This is a genomic window from Wenyingzhuangia sp. IMCC45467 (assembly GCF_054111205.1).
In genome coordinates this window covers 127,277-149,645 of the sequence record NZ_CM134196.1, presented here as the reverse complement: position 1 = coordinate 149,645, position 22,369 = coordinate 127,277, and the positions used below count along the sequence as shown (strand labels likewise).

Annotated in this window: 10 protein-coding genes and 1 tRNA gene; 1 reads left to right on the top strand and 10 read right to left on the bottom strand. The window is 31.4% G+C overall.

Translation table 11 applies throughout. The annotated features are described in order from the left end of the window. Positions 1–200: 200 nt before the first annotated feature. Positions 201–273: transfer RNA gene (locus tag ACXGQT_RS00560), tRNA-Phe, on the top strand. A gap of 66 nt (positions 274–339) precedes the next feature. Here the strand turns inward: ACXGQT_RS00560 and fucP are convergent. From fucP to ACXGQT_RS00510, 10 genes are all read right to left on the bottom strand, one after another. Then, positions 340–1,650, bottom strand: a complete 1,311-nt coding sequence (gene fucP, locus ACXGQT_RS00555) for an L-fucose:H+ symporter permease (protein ID WP_457830790.1) — start codon at positions 1,648–1,650, stop codon at positions 340–342. A 125-nt stretch (positions 1,651–1,775) separates the two neighbouring features. Continuing rightward, complete coding sequence (locus ACXGQT_RS00550; protein ID WP_457829490.1) at positions 1,776–5,825, bottom strand: hybrid sensor histidine kinase/response regulator transcription factor; 4,050 nt, start codon at positions 5,823–5,825, stop codon at positions 1,776–1,778. Between the two features lie 42 nt (positions 5,826–5,867). Then, positions 5,868–7,736: a metallophosphoesterase gene (locus tag ACXGQT_RS00545; RefSeq protein ID WP_457829489.1), complete on the bottom strand. Its 1,869-nt coding sequence runs from the start codon at positions 7,734–7,736 to the stop codon at positions 5,868–5,870. Continuing rightward, positions 7,736–10,684, bottom strand: coding sequence for a glycosyl hydrolase 115 family protein (locus tag ACXGQT_RS00540; protein ID WP_457829488.1), 2,949 nt, complete (start codon positions 10,682–10,684; stop codon positions 7,736–7,738). The genes ACXGQT_RS00545 and ACXGQT_RS00540 overlap by 1 nt, the downstream gene beginning before the upstream one ends. A gap of 3 nt (positions 10,685–10,687) precedes the next feature. Next, positions 10,688–11,779, bottom strand: a complete 1,092-nt coding sequence (locus tag ACXGQT_RS00535) for a phosphatidylinositol-specific phospholipase C1-like protein (protein WP_457829487.1) — start codon at positions 11,777–11,779, stop codon at positions 10,688–10,690. A gap of 5 nt (positions 11,780–11,784) precedes the next feature. Continuing rightward, the gene (locus tag ACXGQT_RS00530; protein WP_457829486.1) at positions 11,785–12,924 is read right to left on the bottom strand and encodes an acyltransferase family protein; all 1,140 of its coding nucleotides are present in this window, start codon (positions 12,922–12,924) and stop codon (positions 11,785–11,787) included. Between the two features lie 2 nt (positions 12,925–12,926). Beyond that, a complete protein-coding gene (locus ACXGQT_RS00525; RefSeq protein ID WP_457829485.1) occupies positions 12,927–15,158 on the bottom strand; it encodes an alpha-N-acetylglucosaminidase in 2,232 nt (743 codons plus the stop codon). An 11-nt stretch (positions 15,159–15,169) separates the two neighbouring features. Continuing rightward, entirely contained in the window at positions 15,170–17,452 is a 2,283-nt protein-coding gene (locus ACXGQT_RS00520) for a GH92 family glycosyl hydrolase (RefSeq protein ID WP_457829484.1), read from the bottom strand. A gap of 24 nt (positions 17,453–17,476) precedes the next feature. Further along, entirely contained in the window at positions 17,477–19,093 is a 1,617-nt protein-coding gene (locus ACXGQT_RS00515; RefSeq protein ID WP_457829483.1) for an alpha-L-fucosidase, read from the bottom strand. A gap of 5 nt (positions 19,094–19,098) precedes the next feature. Then, positions 19,099–22,368 carry a glycoside hydrolase family 2 TIM barrel-domain containing protein gene (locus tag ACXGQT_RS00510; protein WP_457829482.1) on the bottom strand — a complete coding sequence of 1,090 codons (3,270 nt, stop codon included), beginning with the start codon at positions 22,366–22,368 and terminating at the stop codon, positions 19,099–19,101. Position 22,369: the final 1 nt, after the last annotated feature.

Below are 22,369 nucleotides of genomic sequence, written 5' to 3'. Positions count from 1 at the left end.
TATAAGTTCGTAAAAATAACTTTAACTTACGTGATACCCAAAATAAATCTAATTTGTAAACATATTTATAGACCAATAAAAACTTAATATACTCATAATGAAAAACATATAAATTATTTTAAATTTTCTGTTATTTTTTATCTAAAAACCTACAATTTATCTATAAAAAAGTATAAATTTGCAACCGCTAAGTTAAGCATGGTGCCTTAGCTCAGTTGGTAGAGCAAAGGACTGAAAATCCTTGTGTCCCTGGTTCGATTCCTGGAGGCACCACATTTAAAACCACAACTTAATTGTTGTGGTTTTTTGTTTTATATACCTTTTTAATCTTCTTAATTTTTAATTTTCATGTTTTTTACTAACTACTAAACCATACCATGCTATATAAGCAAAGCAAAATAATGGCAGTACAAAAGAAATATTCACTTCTGAAACCCCTAATATATTAAGGTCTGAAACTCCATTACCTCCTAAATCAATAATAATTCCTTGTAATTTTGGCATTAAAGCTCCACCAACAATTGCCATAATTAATCCGGCAGAACCTACTTTTGATTGCTCTTCTGTTAAGCCTCCTAAAGCAATTCCATATATGGTAGGAAACATTAGAGACATCCAAAAAGAGACTGCTACCAAGCTATACAGACCTATCTTTCCTTGAATTAGAATAGCAATTGATGTAAATATTATTCCTAAAACAGCAAAAATCATTAATAATTTACCCGAACTAATAAACCTTAATAAATATGTTCCTACCGCTCTACCAATGGTAAAAAGTACAAAGGCAGCCATTTGATAATAACCAGCTGTTACACTATCTATTTCTATAGCTTCTGAATACTGGTAAATGTATGTCCAACACATAATTAAACATCCCATATGAGAAATTTGTGCCAACACTCCTAAAACATATTTTTTATTTTTTGATAAATTTTTAAAAGTATCACCTATTTTAGGCATCACTCCTTCTTCTTTAGATTGAGGCATTTTACTAATAACAAACAAAATAAAAACACCTATAAGTACCAAACCTAGTATTACATATGGATTTCTAATTACTAATAAATCTGAAGTTTTAATTAATAATTTAGATGCTTCATCTAAAGCACTAAAATCATCAACATCATCACTTTGTAAATTTTTTAACACAAATTGCTGAGCTACAAACAAACCTGCTATTAAGCCTAAAGGATTAAAGGCTTGTGCCAAATTTAAACGTTGAGTAGCGGTTTCTTTTGCTCCCATGGCTAAAGCATAAGGGTTTGCTGCTGTTTCTAAAAAAGCCAATCCGAAAGTTAAAATATATAAGCCCAAACAAAAAAACCAGAATTGTTCTGTAATGGCTGCAGGGTAAAACAATAATGCTCCTGATGCGTATAAAGCCAATCCTATTAAAATTCCTACTTTATAAGAATATTTTCTCATAAACATAGCTGCTGGCAAAGCCATACAGAAATACCCTCCATAAAAAGCCATTTGAACCCAAGCTGCTTGAGAGTTAGACAATTCTAACACCTTTTTAAAAGCTTGTACCATTGGATCTGTAACAGCATTGGCAAAGCCCCACAGAGCAAACAATGAAGTCACTAAAACAAAGGGAATTAACATTTTTTTGGGTACAACTGGCACCTTAGTAGATAAGTTTTCCATATAGTTACTAATTCTTGATTTTTGTAACTTCAAATATTCACTTATTATTTAATAAGTATCAAGACATTTTAACCAAAATTATGGACAAACAAACAAGTAACCTACTCAATATCAATCATTATTATTTATTTTAATAAAGTACTAGGAGAGTATCCAAACTGTTTTTTAAAACACCTACTAAAATATAATGGATCGTTAAACCCAACAATACTAGAAACTTCTGAAACGTTATAATTTTTAGTTTTTAACAATTGTGCAGATTTTTTTAACCTAACTGTTCTTATAAATTCATTGGGAGACAAATCTGTTAATTGTGTAATCTTTCTGTATAATTTAGAAGAACTCATAGCCAACTCATCACATAAAAAACTTGATGTTAGCTCTGGGTTACTTATATTTTCTTCTATAATTTTTTTAATATCAGAAATTAATTCAATATCAATTTGAGAATGGGCTAAAGAAATGACATCACTCTCTGCTTCTCCAGAAAATTTTTTCTTTAGATCTAAATGAATTTTTATAATATTATCAATTCGTGTTTTTAAAAGCGTAGGATCAAAAGGTTTTACCAAATATCCATCAACACCAATTTTATAACCTTTAATTCTATTTTCGTTTTCGGCCAAAGCAGTTAATAATATAATGGCTGTATTGCTTAAATTTTCATCTGCTTTTAACACTTCTACAAATTCAAACCCATCCATTATTGGCATCATAACATCTACCACACACAATACAGGTTTTTCTTTTTTACACATTTCTAAACCTTCTTTACCATTTTCTGCTTGGTATACTTTATAGAAGTCAGAAAGATATTCTGCTACGTATTTTCTCAATTCAGCATTATCATCTATCACCAATATTTTTTGTTTTACATCGGTATTACTTTTAGCCTTTTTTGTGTTTATATTTTGTAGTGAAGCTTCTATTTGTTTTATTGGAATTAGAGTTTCTGGCTCATTATTGGGAGCAAAATCAAAAATTTCATCATTATTATATTCTTCTTTGTTTACTGGTATTTCAACTGTAAATACACTTCCTTTATTTGGAGTACTTTGTACACTTATTTGACCTCTATGTATTTCTACCAAAGCTTTTACCAATGACAATCCTATACCTGTTCCGGTAGTGCTTGATTTACTGTTTTGTGCTTGATAAAATCTTGAAAATATTTTTTCTTGACTTTCTATTGGAATTCCAATTCCATCATCACTTACTTCAATTTTCAAAGTTTTTAAATCGTCTGTTTTAAAACCAACATATAAATCTACATTCCCATAATTTTCGGTAAACTTCATGGCGTTTGACAATAAATTGTATAAAATTTTATTGTATTTATCCATGTCTATCCAACATTCTAAATGTTCATTTTCTGAGTTTAAATTAAAATTTATATTCTTTGTGTGTGATAATTCTATAAATGATGTAAAAATATTTTGAGTACTAATCATCACATCAACCTTGGAAACTTTTAATTTTAAGGCTCCTGTTTCTGCTCTTCTAAAATCTAATATTTGATTGACCAACCTTAACAATCTATTGGCATTTTGATAAATTAAATTTACTCTGCTTTTTTCGTAACTATTAGCATTTTCTTGCTCTAACAATTGTTTTACAGGACCTAATATTAAGGTTAAAGGAGTTCTAAGCTCATGTGAAATATTGGTGAAAAACCTTAATTTTTCATTGTTTAATTTTTCATCTCTTTCACGTTTTACCTTTTCTAACAACAGCTCTTGTTTTAATTGTAGTCTTAATTTAATTTGTTTTCTAGAAAAATAGACGAGTAATATTAATACAAAAAGAATTAATGAAATTCCTTTATATGTTAACCAAAAGGTTGGTAAAACTTTTATTTTATAAGATGATACCTCACTCCAAATTCCATCACTATTGCTTGCTCTTAGTTTAAAAACATAATCTTTAGAGAACAAATTTGTATATTGAACGGTTCTTGAATCGCTTGTAACTTCTATCCAATCTTTATCAAATCCTTCTAACTTATACTGAAACTTATTTTGTCTTTCATTACTAAATGAGGGTGAAGAGAATTGCACAGAAAAGTTTCTGTTTTTATAATCTAAAACAACGTTTTTACTAATGTTGATGTCTTTTGTAAACAAAACCTGACCATTTACACTAGTTCCTGGTAAAATTTCTCTGTTTTCTACTTTAAACTCTGTTATAAAAGGTTTGGGTGAGTATTTATTTTCTTTTAAATCATACAGAGAAAAACTAATTACTCCTTCTTTACCTGCTATAAAAATTTTTGAATTATTATCGTTGTAAAATCCACTAGAACTAAAAATATCTAGTCTATTACCACTCATAATATGATATATTTTAGCCTGCTTGGTTTTTGGTTCAAATTGAGCAATACTATTATTATTCATATTTAACCATATACTACCTAAACCATCTGTAGTTAAATCTGTAATCCATTTACCTCTTAAAGATTTTGGTTCTAGCACCAGCTCAAAACTATCTTTTTTATAATTATATACAGACAGAGCTTTTCTTGTAGCAGCCCAAATATTTTTGTCTTTATCTATTAAAACATCACTTACATTATCATGCGGAAGTCCATATTTATTGTTTGGATGATATTCATAATGTTTTATTTTTTTATCAACTACATTATATTTTACCAAACCCGTTTCTGTAGCAAACCACAAATCACTACCATTTTTTCTTATTTTATTTACTTCATAATTAGGAAGTATTTTAACAAAGTTTGGATCTGGTTTTAAGGTATGTAAGTCTAGTAAAATAGTTCCTTGTCCAAAAGAAGCTATAAACAAAGTGTTATTATCATATTTTAAAAATGAAAACACAGGTACGTTTACAAATCCTACATCTATTGTTTTTGACTTATTTTTTAAATAATCATAAATTAAAATTTTACCATTCCACAAACCACAATAAAACGTTTTACCATCTGTTGAGTAAATACTTGCTATGTTGTTTTTATTGTCATAAAGAGGAGTTATTTTTTCTTCTTTATTTAAAAAGAGACCATTATGCCATGTAGCTACAATTGTATTTCCATCATATGTTTTTGCAAAACCTCTAATTCTTGGAGCTTGATTGTCTATATAGAGAGAAATATCTTTGTTTAAATAAAATTGATTTTCATAAGGATCATATTTATCCAAACCATCTTCTGTACCAATCCATAAAACACCCGAAGGATCAAAATATAATGATGAAATTAAATTATCAACCAACGAAGCATCGTCTGACAAAACCGAATAATGCCATTGATAATTTCCTTTAGGAATATCTTCTAAATAATCACAAACTAAAATTCCTCCCAAGGTACCAACCCAATATTTACCATTAGGAGCTAGTGCTATTGATAAAAAATAAGGTCCTAGTTTTTCCCTTATAGTTTTGTCTTCTATATATAAATTATCAAAAGAATTAGTGTGTTTATTTAATTTATATAATCCTTCTCTAGTTCCTACAAAAATATCAGATTTAAAATCTTCAAAAATAAAATTTAAATAAGGATTTGTTTTGTTTGAATTAGGAACTGATAATGTATAAGTTTTTATTTCTGAAAAATCTCCGGCTTTATTTAATGATATTTTTGCAACCGATGCTCCTCCAAAACTTCCTATCCAAATATTGCCTTTTTTATCTTCAAAAATTTCTTTAACATACTCAAAATTTGGCAAATTAATTTTCTCAAATCTTTCTTCTTTAGGATAAAACAAATATGCCCCAGAAGTTCTTGTTCCTACCCAAACTCTCTTAAATCTATCTACATAAACAGAACGGATTTCTTCATCGGGCAAGCTATTAGGATTGTTTTTTTCAGTTAAATAAGTTTTAAATTTTCTTGTATCTGTTTTAAATAACGTTAATCCTTTTCTGGTTCCAATCCATAAACTATTAGTAGATTCGTCAAACTCTAAGCCTGTAATATCATCGTTATAAATATTGTTTTCTTCAAAAGAAGAACTTAAATACGATTTAAATTGATAGCCATCAAATCTGTTTAAACCTGAAAAAGTTCCTAACCACAAAAAACCTTGATTGTCTTGAACTAAATGTCTTACTGAATTATGAGAAAGTCCGTCTTTATCATTATAATGTTCAAACTTAATTTGCTGTGCTGTAACAGAAAAAAGTCCAACAAGAAAAATAAAAAAAACAGAAAATCTTACCATAAAACAACAATTGTTTACCTAAAGTTAACATAAAAAAGAATACTAATATAAAGGATTTATAGGTGTAATAGTACTTGATTGTATATCTATTTTAAAATGATTTGCGGGTTGACCGTTGCAAAATTTAAAAAAAATATTCCCCCATAACTTTAGTTCTTTATGATTAGAACTTTTAAACAAGTTACACAACAAATTATATTGTTGTAATCTCTTTTGACCAACATCTATAACAGCCAATCTATCTGCACTTTTAAACTTATAAAAATCGTGAATCATGTCTAAACCAGACCATTCTTTATACACCTCTATAGGTATTTTCTGCTTATTTAATGCTTTGTTAAAAGAGATGAAATCAGCCTTGTTTTCTTTAGCTATCTCAATCAAATCCTGACCCGTAGCATTTATTAATATATCTTTAAATGCTTGTGGCCAATCGTTCTTTAAAAATCTTAATCGCACCAATTCTTTTAAATGCCACGCTGTAAATTCTTTATAAGAATCTGTTTTTAAAATAGCTGAATTCCATATACTAGGTTGATTGTTTTTCACCAAATAATCAAGTTCTTGTTCATATAACGGAAATAAGGTTTTAAAACCTGCAACATCATCTAAAACAACTGTTTCTATTTCAAAAACATCTTTATTTTTAATGGTTAACAACTTATAACCAGGAATGTAAGCCGCTAATGATGGTATTTGAATGTTAACCAATCCGTTTCCATTTTTAAATTTTCTAAGTCCTGTATCATTAATATGCATATGCCCGCCAAAATGAACTTTTACCCCAGCATTTGCCAATGCTTTGGCTACTGTTTCATTAGGAACTCTTTGCATTTGCATTTTATTATTACCAAACAAAAGCTTCATATCTTCCGTGGCATCGTCATTAAAATCAATAGTTGGAAAATGACTAAATACAATTAATTTTTTACCTAGCTTTTCTGCTCTTTCTGTTACCGATTTTATCCAAGTTAACAAATGTTCTTTATGTGTAAGCACATTATTGTAGCCAGTACTGGCTCCCTCAAAACTAGCAGGATTGTAAGAGGTTTCTTCTCCTTTAGGAACGTAAACATTGGCATCAATAGCTAAAAACCACAAATCATCACCTACCTCTGTTAAATAACTTAAATCGGGTACTTCGGCATTTGTGGGTTGAATTTTATATGTTCTAAACTGTATGTCTGAGTATTTTAAAGCTTTTTTATAAGTATAATTTTGATAATTATAAGGTGTAAAAGGACTTTCCCAATAAGTGGTGGTTTGCTTAGGGTAAAATCCAAAATCTTTTAATTCCTTTAATATCCCTTGATATCCTAATCTTGCAATATCTTTGGTTATAATGGTTGGTAAATCTTTTTTTGTTTTTGATGTATAAAGTCCTTCTTTGCTAAATATGGCTTGAGGTTTCCCTCCTTTTCCTAAAAAATCTTTCTTTCCTGCATCTTGATAAAATGGCCTTACAGGATCATGATTTCCTGTGGTTAAAATAAAACTGATATTGTGTTTTTGCGAGTAATCTTGTAAAATATTTTTCAATCCTCTAATATTTACCAATTGACCATCATCGCTAAAATCTCCTGGTAATGCCACATATTTTACACCTCTTTTAACCACATCATTTAAGGCTGCTTTAAAGGCAAAATAATTCTCGTTGAACAACCTTGTGGATTCTAATTGAGATTGCATGGTTCTGGCCAAAGTATATTTTTGGGTAGCTGGATTTAAAACTCCTCGATAAGCATTATCTGAAAATTCTCCATAAATATCCAACAAATGAACATCCGACAAAAAAGCAACCTTCAATGGTGTTGTTTCTTTTGTTTTTGATGTTGGCTTACACGAGAATAATAAAACTGCTAATGCTACAAAACCTATACTTTTTATTATGTAATATTTAAAATACTTCATTACAGCTTAGTCTCTTTAGGAAAAGCATAAGAGTGTTTCCATCCTCCTAAATCTATTAAAACTTGATCTATCATAACTCCTGGATCTACCATCCAAATTTTTAAAGTATGCTTACCTGCTTTGTTTACAATTTGTTTTGCTGTTTTAACTGTTGCGTTTTTTAAAACATTTTGTTTCCAAGCTTCGCTTCTTCCTAAAGTTTCAAAATCTACTATTACAGGTTTACCTTCATCAATAGCTACAGCACATCTTACTCCTCTTCCTTCATAAAAAGCATGAGTTGGAATGGCTTGTATATTTACATCAACCTCTCCAAAATTAAAGGCATAAAAATCATATTCTAAAACAGGACTATTGTTTATAATATCTGAAATCCATTTTTGTGACTTTGCTGTTCTTGGCAAAGCTGTTATTACATTATTAGTATAACCAAGTCCCTCAAATGTTTGCCACTTAGCTTCTGCTCCCTCTTTTTTTCTTGTATAATTTTCGGCATTTATAGAAACAAACCCTTTATCTTCTACAAAACCTTTATAACCTTCTAGTTCTTTTAATTTTGGATTAAAAACAGAAACACCAACTGTATAACTACTATCTCCTGAAACAAATTCAATAGCTGAATTCACTTTAAAACTTGGAGGTATTAACTGATAATCATGCCCTAATGGAGCTTCTTTTTTATCTTCTCCCTTAGGTACTTTATTCCAATCAATAGTAACCCATAAACGTTCTTCTTGCTTGTTTCCATTTAATTCTCCTGATGTTTTTGATATTTTAACCCAATCATTTTTGGGTTTTGCTTCCCATTTTAAATTTCCTTCTCCTTTTAAAAAAACATCAACATAATAACTATTCTTATTATAAGCATTAAAAACAGGTAAAACATCTGCAAATGAATTTACAGTCTTATTATTCATTTCCATTTCGTAACCCTCTAAAGCCAAACCTAGTTCGTTATTGTTGTTAGGATATGCTACAGAAATAGAAGGTCTTTCAAAAACTGGTAAATACCTTGGAGACATGTTCATAATGTGGTTCCATTTTCCCTCATTTAAACTATTATAATACTTTGTTTCTAAAACAATTCTATTATAAGCTTGTAACGATTTTTCTCCGTAAAAAAAGGAACTAGCTCTACCTTGAGAGGCTACAAATTTATTTTTATAAGCATATAACCATTTATGGTTGATACTCGCTGCAGCTACTACAGGATAATAAACTAATTGATAAAAAGCATCTGTTCTATAAAAAGAAATATTTTTTTGAATACTATCTACTGCATTGATTAAGTTTTGATATGCTTGAATTCTTTCATTTACTTCATCTCCATAATGAAATTGTGTCAATTCTGTAGGTTTGGCTTTGGTTACTGGCTCTACTTGGCTCCAAGCCATAAACTCTGGTCTTCTCTTAAAAGCCAATTCATCATATTTTAACAATACATTTGTAATTTCTTCAGCGTTTTCTTTACCAAATTCTCTTGTAGCCCAATTGTTTCTATGCTGTTTAACATCTTTACTATTTTTAAATTTAGACATATCCCAAGCCATATCTAAAAACAATTCCATATTGTACTCATGTGGTTTGATGTCTCCACAGTTTAAAATCCACAAATCTCTTGACTGGAACTCATATGCTTTAGACATTTCTTCCCACATTAAAGTAGGATTGGTAGAGTTTAACCACAGATAATCATGTGGTCTACCCCAATAAGAGGTATGATAATAAACCCCTGCTCCTCCACTTCTTTTTTGTTCAAAATTATTACTTAACTGACGAATATATCCGTAATTATCATCTGTCCACATTAAAGTAACATCCTCTGGTAACTCTAAACCACTTTGATAATAATGTAATACTTCTTTATAGGGCACAAAAACTTGAGGTGCTATTTGATCATCTTTTGAATACTTTTCTAAAATTTCTCTTTGATCTGTAATTACCTCTTCTAACAATGCTACCTGTGATTCCGTATCATCTTCACCTACAATCATAGGTGAATCATGTTCTCCTCTCATTCCAACAGTATAAATACCATCGTATTTAGCTATTTCTTTAGCTCTCCTTTTAAAAAACTTTTTAATAGATTTTGAATTGGTGTCATAACGATATTCTCCCATAGTTTTATGATCCCACTCTGCATTAATATTACTTAACATAGGTTCGGCATGAGAACTCCCAACTACTATTGCGTAATTATTTGCTACTTCTTTATTTTCAGGATAATGATAAAATGCTTTGGTAGACTTGTGCATGGCTGGCCAAATGGTATTGGCACGTAAACGCAATAATAACTCAAAAACTTTAGCATATGTTTTAGGCCCAATATCTCCTGTTTCTGGTTCGTAATTTAAAGCGGACCAGCGTTGCAACCCCCAATCTTCATCATTTAAAAACACCCCTCTGTATTTTACAGATGGAGAACTTATGGTTTTAGCTTCTACAGTAATTGACAAAGTTTCTTTAATTTCTGGAGTAACATCTGCCCACCATTCCCAAGGAGAAACACCTATTTTTCTAGATATCTCTAACAATCCATAAGCGGTGGCTCTTCTGTCAGAACCAACAATAACCAATGCTTTGTCAATTCCGCTTAAAGGTTTTTCTATCAGTTCAATTTTGTAAGTTTCCCATTTTCCTTCTATATCAGAAACTTCAATTTTTTCATCATCAATCAACCGATCAATTAAACTACTCTCTCCAACCGTTCCTGCAATGATGGAATACTTATGAACATCACCATTAATTTCTATATATTTTGTTGTTGTTTTACGAATGTCATCAACTAACATTTTAGCAGCAATTTCTACCACCTTTGCATCACTTTTATCGTAAAAAACACCTACATTTTCTTTCTTCGAAACAATTGTAAATGAAGTTTGTGCATTTAAATTATTAAAAAAGACAATCATTATAAAAATAATTGTAAACCATCTACTTTTTAACATATTTTACTTTTTTATTCTTTCGTATTTACTGTTTTTAAAATTTACTTTATACGTGGATTTGTATAAAGTTGTTTGCACATAATAATCGGTAGAAATAACTTGTGCTCCCGATTTTTTTGCCATTTCAAATTTACAATAATCATTGGTTCTAGACTCATTTGTTCCATCATCTGCTCTAGTTCTTACCATATACCCTCTTGAAACCAGTTCTTTAATATACTTAATTTCTTTAATTGGGTTATTTATTACTCTAAAAGCAGCTTCAGGATTCCCCTCTTTACTGTTAACAAACATGACTCTATTTTTTAAGCTAGGATGTCCTTTTATGTATCTATTATTTTTTTCTTCTTTTTCATCTAACACAAAAAGAAACCTTCCTTTTACAGTATTCAAATCTGGCCAACCATCAGTTAAAATAGCTTCTTCTAATGTTTTATAGTTTCCTCTAACCAAATCTGGAGTAATTAACTGAGAGTCCTTAAAAACCGAACGAATCTCAAGATCAATACTATCCAATGCAGCTTTTGTAAACGGCAACAACTTGCTTAAGTTTTTTTGATGGCTATCTTTTGCATTGATTAAAATAAAAATGGGAGTATGATTAGGGTGTTCATCAGACCACTTTTTAATAGTTTTTAAACCTTCTTTAAATAATAAATGATGACTTCTAAAATCTATATCTTGTATATGAAACATTTTTAAACCTGCCTGATGTAACTCTTTTTCGTCATCATAAGGTAAAGGTTTCTTCCCTAATGATTTCACTATTTCTAAACCTTTAGGATGTATAAATTTCCCTCCACTAGGATCATGTAAAACATCTAACTCTAAATTTCTAAGACCTAAATCCAATTGTTCTAAAATAGAAATATGTCCATATTGTAAAGACAATGCTCTTGCTGAATCTATTTGATATAAATATTCCCACAAAGGTTGTTCTATGGGTATTTTATATGAATTATGACTTCCTATCACTTGAATTTCGTTTAATCTAATTGGTTTTGTTTTGTGACAAGAAACCATCAAAAACAATGCTGAAAAAAGAGTCATTACAAAAAAAGCAAACGTTGTTGTTTTTTGTTTTATAAAATTCATAAAACCTATATTTTAATATAAATACGTTTTTTATCTAAACACCAACCTATAGACCAGCAAACAAGCATAAAAACAATAGCTGTTACAAACGATCCAAAACTTCCTGGAAAAATTCTTTGAAAAATATTCTCACTCACCCACTTAAAAACATCTAAGCCTGAACTTGTTGGAATCATTCGTAAAGTGATGTAAAACAATTCTGAAAACAAATAAATAAACATTGGGTTCTTTCCAAAAACATTAAAAAATTCTGTTCCTTTTCTTGTGTTTTTCAGCTCTATAAAGTAAATCAATATTGCCATTACCGATAAATCTATTCCTACCGTATATAATACAAATGGACTGGTCCATAACTTTTTACTCATCGGGAAAATCAAATCCCACCACAATGCCAAAGCTGATAATAAAAATCCTGCAATTAATAATTTTGATATTCCTTCAAAACTCTTCCCCTTTTGTTGAATAAACTTTCCAGCCAAATATCCTCCTATCACATTCACCACTGAAGGTAGCGTACTTAATATCCCTTCTGGATCAAACGGAATGCTATCTCTTTTGTAAATATGTCCTTCTCCTAAAATGGTTAAATCTAAGCGGGTAATTGCATTGCTAGCCATTTCTAATTCTGATCCCGTAGTTCCAAACAAATACAAAATCTCCCAATATGCTATCAATACAATAGCACTGATGATTAAAACTGTTTTTTCTTTTAAATAGTAAAAAAGTAAAGAACTAACAAAATAACACAAGGCAATACGTTGTAAAACGCCCATAATTCGTGTTTCCGAAATAGGTTTTAATTCTAAACCTTCTGATCCTTGTCTAAAAAAAGGAAACCAATACATTAAGTATCCTAACAAAAAGATCATCACCGTTCGTTTTAATACTTTTTTCCAAAATACTTCTGAGGGAGCATCTTTTAATTTGGTCATCGAAAAACTCATCGCATTTCCCATTGCAAATAAAAACGATGGAAAAACCAAATCGGCCAAAGTAAATCCAAACCAATGGGCATGTACCAAATAGGGATACAACTCTGCTCCTGTTCCTGGGGTATTCACCACAATCATCAAACAAATCGTCAATCCTCTAAAAACATCTAAAGACAAAAACCGATTTGTTTTTTTTAGTATCGCTTCTTTCATAGTTAGTAGTTGTAGTTAATTGGACTCATCTTTTCTGTGATTGGAATGATGATGTCTCTATACTTCGTGTGTAGCTCTTTTACTACTTCACTTGCACTTCCTGTAGCTTCTATAGGAAAACTTTTTCTAGAAGTTACCCAGTTCCATTCCCATTGTTTGATCTGTTCATCAAACGCTTCTTGATCAAATTGTTTCCAATCTTGTTTAACTGTTGCAAAGAATTGCTCCCATCTTGGTTTGTAAAAATCATTAAACAAGCCACTCCATTGTCGGTTGCTATATTCATGTAGTCTATTGTCTGCTCCTCCCCAAAGCGTAATCAAGTCTTTAGCATTTTGTTCATACAAGGCTTTTTCTGCTTCTGTCTCTCCCCATGCTCTGGCATCAGCTATCCATGGTCCTAGTAAAAAGTCTTTTCTAGTAGCTAATAGTTTGTCCATATCATCTATCAAAGTGATGAACTCGGTACTATACTTATCAAATAACTCTTTGTTATTTTCTTGATAAGCAACTGTTATTTGTTGTTGTAAGGGCAAAGCATAATTAGCTAGTATTTGACGGGTAACATCTACCAAATCATATTCAAATCCATCTGAATGTTGATGATGTGGAATCGCCTTTACAAACAAATCCCATGTGGGTAATAAATCTGCTGGGGCATAATTTAACTTGGTTCTTGCCCATCTTCTATATCCTTCAAATGTAGGTCGGGCTACAATAATACTTTCTGCTCCATCACGAATGGTTTGTCCGTTGTAAACAGTCTTTACCAAAACATCCCATGCTTTGATCAATTGTTCGTTTTCTTGTCCGTATCTGTTGGTGGTATATTTCTTTAACCATTGTTTTAAATCAATAGGGGTATCTCGCCAGGTATTGTCGGTCATCAATTCGTATAAAACAGGGTTTTGTTCTATTGATTCCATGGTCAAGCCTATTCCTTTTAACTTTCCTGAATTTGGATCTTTTAAGGCTTTCGCTGGTTCATTTGCTACGGTTTCTATTCTTCCAAACATACTGATATTGCCACCAAAACTGTGTAACATGTTCCAAATCCATTGTTTTCCGTAAAAAGATTCTGTCCTCTTCCAAATAGGTTCTATTTCACTTGCCAAGTCTAGAATAATCATCTTATCATCGGGTACTGGGGCTAACAATCCTTTAATTTGGGGAGCTTTCCAAAATTCTCTATGGCTATAAAACAACCATCCTTGCATCACCCAAACAGCTGCTGCATCCGCTGATTTCATTCCTTCATAAACTTTGCTACTTAAATTGCTTAAATAAGTAGGATCGTCTGAAGGTGGTGTGTTTTCATTAAACGTATCGGCTGAATATAAATGGTCGGTTCCATAAATACGTTCTTGAGTTTCTAAAAACTTCTTACCGATTTCAGCAAACAAAGGGTCATTGGCATCTAATATATAGGTATCTTCAAAATCATTCCCCCAGTTGGTTCTTTTTAAATTGGCCTCTGGAAAAAACTTTTTAAAAGAAGCGGGTACATGACCAGTAAAAGCCGGTAAAACCGTTTTCATTCCTAGCTCACGCTCTCTTTGTAAAATCTTTTTTTGTAATTCTCTATGGCTGTCTTTCCAATGCTGGGTTAAAGGGCCTCCCCAACCGTCTAAATTCCCCATCCATAACCATGAAAAATATGCAGGTCCACTGTAAAAACTACTCAAATCTTCATCTGTAAATCCATAGGATTTATAAACCTCATCCCAGATAGATTCTTCGCCCGTTATAGCCAAAGGCATGTTGATTCCATGCAAAGCCATCCAATCAATCTCTTTTTCCCATCGCTCCCAATCCCACCAACTCATGGTGTAATTAAACGTGCAGTAATTTAAATAATAACGATATTCATATGGGGTCTTTTTATGAATTAGGGTAGGTACTTTTGGTAAAGTACCTGGCAAATTTAAATTGGTTCCATTCCATGTGATTTGACAATGGGCATATTCTTTTAAATAATAATACAAAGCTGAGGCTACAGAAACGCCATTGTTTCCACGCAACAATATTTTATCTCCCTTAGATACAATTTCAAACCAATCATCCTCCAATAAATTATCAATCTCTACCTCAAAATAATCTGAATATTCTGGTACAACTCGACTGATTAATGATTCGGAGGGATTTTTTTCTTTGACAACTTTATCCTTATTTTCACAGGAGATCATCAATATAAATAAAGGAATCCAAAATAATTTTTGTGTTATGTTTTTCATAGTTAGTCCTTTTATTTTTTATCAGATTTTGATGGTGGTACTTGTTTCGTACCCCAAGTCTTAGAGGGTTTTGCTCCCATTACAAATTCTAGAATTCCTCCTTTTACGATATCTTGATGCTCTATAAATGCATTTTCAAAATCTTTCCCATTTAGTTTTGCAGATTGGATGTATTTATTTTTTGCTGATAAATTTTTGGCTTTAATAGTAAATTCTTTTCCGTTTTCTTGGTGAATTACCGTCTCTTTAAAATATGGGGTATTAATTAAATAATAAGATTGTCCTGCATTAGGATACAATCCCATCATATGAAAAGACAACCAAGAAGACATCGCTCCAGAATCATCATTCCCAGGAATTCCATCTCTACTAGCATCGTAATTTTCATCAATAATGGTGTGAATTCTATCAGTACTTAAGTCTGGTCTTCCAATCCAATGATATAAGTTTGGGGTTAAAAATGAAGGTTCATTAGCCACATTATAAAATTCTTCTCTAAAAAAAGTATTTAATCTTTGTTCAAAGGCAGCATTTCCTCCTGATTTTTTTATCAACATAGCAACATCGTGAGGTACTGACAGTGAGTATTCCCAAGAACTTGCTTCATAGAAAAAACCACACCACCAACAAACACAATTAGGCCAATCTTGAGCTAATGGTGTGTAAGGCACATAATTAATTTTACCATTGGTAGCAGCACATTGTATACTATCTACCCATTTACCATTAGCATCTTTGGGCATAATAAAACCTCTAGAACCATTGTTTTCAATATCTCTCCATAGGTTTTGCCAATTGTCTGATTGCTTGATAAACCTCCAATATTCTCCTTTACGTTTAATTCCCTTGGCTACAATTGCCAAACAATAATCATTATAAGCATATTCTATGGTTCTGTTTCCCGAACGAACATAATCTGTAGACACATACCCTAAACGATTATAATCTACCAGTCCTCCTCTACCTTCTTTTTCTTCATTTCCACCTGGAGGGAACATGGCATCTTTCATCATGGCTTCTAATCCTAATTTGTAATTAATTCCTTCCAAACCTTTTACAAAAGCATCGGCAATTACAACCTCTGCATTAGAACCACCTTGAGTTCTACCGTTTGCATTTCCACTACGCGCATCAGGTAAATATCCATCTCTTTTATAAATCTGCAACATAGCATTCACAATATCTACTTCACGGGAAGGGTTTAAAAGTGTGATTAATGGACTTGAAGAACGATACGTATCCCAAATAGCATAAAAATCATCATAATAAGGAGTGTTATTTTCCCATAATGGATTCTCTCCTGTTCTATCTACAGGCATTAACATGGTATGATATAAACCTGTATAAAACATGGTTTTCTTTTCTACTGAAGCCTCCTTATCTACTTCTGCTCTTTGTAGTAAATCTTCCCATTTTTGTTGAGTTTCTGCCAGTTCTTTCTCAAAATTCCAGTGAGGAATTTCAACATCAATATTTTGTTTTGCTTTTAAGCTACTGATGAAAGAAATTCCAATTTTCATATTCACCTTTTTGTCTTTTAAAGCATTAAAAAACAACATGGCTCCAGTCTTTTTACCTTCATCAACTTGTGTTTTTTGATTTGGATAAAACTGCTGATCTTTCCAAGTAGAAAACTCAGTAAAAGGTTGATCAAAAATAGCTGTAAAATAAACGGTATAAGCTCCACCATTGTTCCATCCTCCTCTAACTTTAGTATAACCTCTTACTTCAGTATCAGAAATTACTTCTACCTGAGAACCAACAAATTGTTGTGATTCACGTCCATCAGGAATAATAGACTCGTCTAAATATCTACCTAAATCTATTTTGATGGCATTTTTGTCATAATTATCAAATTGAAAGCGATAGAAAGCTGCTCTGTTAGAAGTAGTGATTTCTGTTTGAATATTGTGCTTACTTAATAAAGTACTATAATACCCTAAAGCTACTTTTTCATTTTCTCTTAAAGATTCCTGTTTTATAGATTCAAAACCTCCTGAAAAAGGCATTACAGATACATTTCCGTATTTAGCACCTCCACCTGTTCCACTTACATGGGTTTGACTAAATCCATAAATAGGCTTATCAATATCTGCCGAATATCCACTATTAGCATTTAAATCATTATCAGGTCCAGGTTTTATCATTCCATAAGGACAAGAAGGCCCTATAAACACATTTCCTAATCCTTCTGAACCAATTAAAGGATCTACAAATTGATGATATTGTGCATGACTTTTAGTTTGTAAAAAAACTGAAAAAAAAAGACATATAAATATTTTATATTTTTTCATATTCTTTATATTTTTTTTTGATGATTAATAAATTTTAAGCACCAATGGGGCTTTTATATGATTCTCTCCTGATAAAGTAACTTTTAAATACTCATCATTAAATTCATAAGAAGACAATTTACCTCCCAATAATTCTACATGCTTATATTTATTTTTGTTGTACGGACTGTTTATTGATAATGATTTTATCAAAATATCATTGTTGTTTTCTGCCCCTTCCATAATAATAGCATAAAGAACATCATTTCCTTTTTTTGTAAATCGAATATCTTTTTGCGAATAAGCCTCTCTTTTCCCTTCATTAAATCCTTGAGCATTTAATGGATTGGTTTTATCAACACTTGGACCTTCTCCATAAATATGCCATGGTCTAGTTTCGTAAATACACTCCTTATTAACATCCATCCATGCTGTAATATCTTTTACAATTTCTAGTTCTTTTTCATCAATAGTCCCATCTCCTCTTATGGGTATGTTTAACAATAAATTACCGTTTTTACTCACTATATCTGCTAAAATCTGTATTACTTGTTTCGCTGTCTTATACTTGTTGTTTTGATATATTTCTCTTTTGTAGTGCCAATTTCCTATACACGTACAAGATTGCCATGGAGTTTGTTGTATGTTATCTGGTGCTCCACGCTCTACATCCCAAACCAATGCTTTTTTTTGATCTTCAGTTAGGATTTTTCCAAAAATGACTCCTTCTAATTTTCCGTTATTTAAAGACATATTTGTATTATAATAATGTGCAGCAACATCTAATCCAACATTACTAATAGGCCACAATGGTAATGCTGTGTCATCAAAATAAATTAAGTCTGGTGAAAATTTATTGATCATATCTACTGTTCTATTATAAAAATTAAGACAATATTCTTCCGATGGTATAGAAGCTCCATTTTGCCATCCCCATTGATCTCCTGTAACCCCATCTTTTTCACTTCCTTTACTTAACAAGTGATTTTGAACATATAATTTTTGAGGGTCTAAACCATTCCACCATTTTCCTTTACCTTCTTTTTTAGTTAATCTACTATCATAAGGTACACCTGCATAACTTCCTTTTTTATCTGCCCCTTGTGAAGTTTCATACCATAACCAAGCATGAGCAGAATGTATACTAACTCCAAATGGCAATCCATTATTCCTAGATGCTTTAGCCCAACCTTCTAATATATTTTTATGTGGCCCAACATCTACAGAGTTCCATTCTTGATATTTACTATTCCATAAATCTAAATTATCATGATGATTACCCATGGCAAAAAAATACTTTGCTCCAGCACGCTTATATAAAGCCACTAATTTTTCGGGATTCCAGTTTTCAGCTTTCCACTCATGGATTACATCTTTAAAACCAAACTCTGACGGATGACCATAATTATCAATATGAGATTTATATTGCGTATGACCTTCTGTGTACATATTACGACCATACCAATCCCCAGCTTCTGGTTCACACTGAGGCCCCCAATGTGCCCAAATTCCAAATTTAGCATCTCGAAACCATTCAGGTACCTGATATTGTTCCAAAGATTTCCATGTTGGTTTAAACTTTCCTTTTTGCAGTTTCTCCTTTTGTTGAGCAAAACATAATTCACCGAGTACCAACAGTATTATGATTATTATTTTTTTCATTTTTTCTAAAATTTAATATTGTTGAAATTTCTAATTTTTGAAAAACTACTTACAGGAAGCATATAAAAAGTGTACTGGTAACTTCCTGATTTTATTTTATATTCTTTGTGTGGTTCTGCTTTAAAAGACCAAGTATTGTCTCCTCCAACTCCCATTTGAACCAAGTCTACATCCACTGTTAAAACCTCTCTTTGTTTTAATTCATAAGTATGTGTAGCTTCCTCTATATTGTTTGTACTATATGGAGACACACTAAAATTGATTGGATTTTCTCCTTGAATTACAAGTCCTTTTCCTTTATTATTTAACAATCCAAACCATCTGGTATCCATGTGATTTCCATATTCTTGAGGAACAGCATAATCATAACTCATGGTTTTGGCATTGGCAGAATATAATCCTACAAAAGCACCTGTATTTTTATCTTGATAATTGGCTTGTGGTCCTTTTCCAAAATAAGTTATGTTTTCATAGGCATTAGCAATATCAAACTCCATCCCTATTTTTGGGACATCTGGCGTATTTTTAGCTATATCAACTTCATAAGATACTTTTACATATCCATTTCCTAAAACGGTATAATTCAATGCTACTTTTGTGCTTGGGTTTGCTATCTGTCCAACAACTTGTATCTCAATTTTTGTTTTATCACGATCATTTACCGTAATTGATTCTGGTTTAAAACGAGCTCCTGCATTTTTCCAATCTAATTCATCTGTCTTTTTCATATATCCACGATAAGCTTTGTCATTTTCTGTTTCGGGTCTCCAAAAACTTAAACTCAAAGGATTTTTAATAAAATCTAATGCTTGAGTTTTATAGGAACTGATATATCCAGTAGCTTTATCAACCTTTAAGGTTACATTTTTGTTCTTTACAAGAATAATATTATTGGTTTCTTCTACCGTTAAACCTGTATTACTATTGATTAAAGAAATTTCTTGATTAGATGTTAAATTCAAATCAAATTGCTCTTCAAAAACCACATAATCTTTCTTTTCCCATAAAGTATCTTCTTTTAACAAACCTTTAATATTGATAAAATACTCACTCCCTACTTTGGGGTTTATTTCTTTATAGGAAATATTAAAAGTCTGGTTTTTACTAGGTTGGGCATTGATATTTGCTACACTTCCTTTTTGAATTACCTTTCCATTTTCTGTAAGCTCCCAAACAATATTGTATTTTGATAAATCTGAAACATGATGACGATTTCTAATTGTAAATGTTCCTTTTCTAAGATCTACTACAGAAATAACGACTGGTTGATTTACTTTTTTAGCTTCGTAAATTTCTGGTTTTGGAGTTCTATCTGATGCTACAATTCCGTTTAAACAAAAACTTCCATCATTTGGAACATCTCCAAAATCTCCTCCATAAGCAAAATATTTTTTTCCATTATCGGCTGTTTGTAACAATCCTTGATCTATAAAATCCCAAATAAATCCTCCTAAAGCTCTGTCATGTTTGTAAATAACATCCCAATATTCTTGGTAATTCCCTAAAGAATTCCCCATAGCATGTGCGTATTCACACATCAATACAGGACGTTTATCAAATCTAGTATCGTAAATTAAATCATCTAGTTCTTGAGGTTGTGGATACATTCTACTCAACATATCTACCCAACTTGGATCTGTTGGATTTCCTCTGTCTGATGGCCAAAAATTCTTTTTATATCTTGGATCTATAGACACTCCTTGCGCTCCTTCGTAATGAATGTACCTAGTTGGATCATACTCTTTAATCCACCCCGACATGGCTGCATGATTAGGTCCCATTCCAGATTCATTTCCTAAAGACCAAATAATAATACTTGGGTGATTTTTATCTCTTTCTACCATTCTAATCCCGCGCTCTAAAAAAGCTTGAGACCATAATGGATCTTGTGACAGTTTTCCTCCTACTCCATGCGTTTCTAAATTGGCTTCGTCCATTACATACAATCCATATTGATCACATAAATCGTAGAAATAAGGATCGTTTGGATAATGAGAAGTTCTAACCGCATTAAAATTGAATTTCTTTATTAGCTGAACATCCGCTTCCATATCTACCCTAGATACAGTTTTTCCATTCTTCATGTTATGATCATGACGGTTGACTCCAATTAATTTAACAGCATTTCCATTCACTAAAAACCTTCCTTCCTTATCAATTTTTAAATCTCTAAAACCAACTTTTTGACTCGTAGCTTCTATTAAATTTCCTTTTTCATCTTTAATAGAAAACAAAACTGTATATAAATAAGGTTCATCAGCAGACCATTTCTTTGGATTTTTGATATCCATTTCCATGATACCAAAATAAACCTGATCTCTTGCTGGATGAGATTCTCCCAAGAAAGTTGATAATTTTAAAGTTTTTGCTTTTTCTGTTGAATATCCTTCAGCATCTAACAGTTCAGCTGTTAATGTCCAATTATCAACAATAGTTCTTAAAGGAGTTTTACTAAAATGACCTACTTTTTCTATAAATTTATTTTCAATATTTATGGTGAATTTTGGTCTAATTTGTAGAGTAGCATCTTTATATTCTTTGTCTAATTTTGTCCTAATAGCAACATCCGCCATTCGTACTTTAGGAACAGCTTGCAAGTAAACCTCTCTTTCTATTCCACTCAACCTCCAAGTATCTTGATCTTCTAAATAACTTCCATCAGACCATCTGTAAACTTTTACAGCTATTTTATTATCTCCCTCTTTTAAGTGTGCAGTAATATCAAATTCAGATGGTAGTCTAGTGTCTTCACTATAACCAACAAATACACCATTAATCCAAACATAAAATGCAGAAGAAACTCCTCCAAAATGTAAAATAACATCTTTCTTTTTCCAAGACTCGTCAATTGTAAAATTCTTTACATAATGCCCTACAGGGTTGTCATTTTTATTTATGTAAGGATCATTGCTATAAAAAGGGTAAGTAGTATTGGTATATATAGCTTTTCCATATCCACGCATTTCCCAATTAGAGGGTATATCAATCTCATCCCAACTAGAAACATCAAAATTAATTTCTTGAAATTTATTTAACGATTGACTTGGTTTAGACACCCATGAAAATTTCCAATTACCATTTAAGCTTTTGTAGTTTGTAGAAGATTCCCTTATGTTTTCTTTTGCTAATTCTTTAGTCTCATAAGAATAAAAAGTAGCATGTGAAGGTAACCTGTTAATTTGATTGATTTGTGGATCTTCCCAAACATTATTTTGCCCCAATAATAATAAAGGGGAAAATAGGTACAGAATTAATTGAATTTGTTTTTTAGTCATG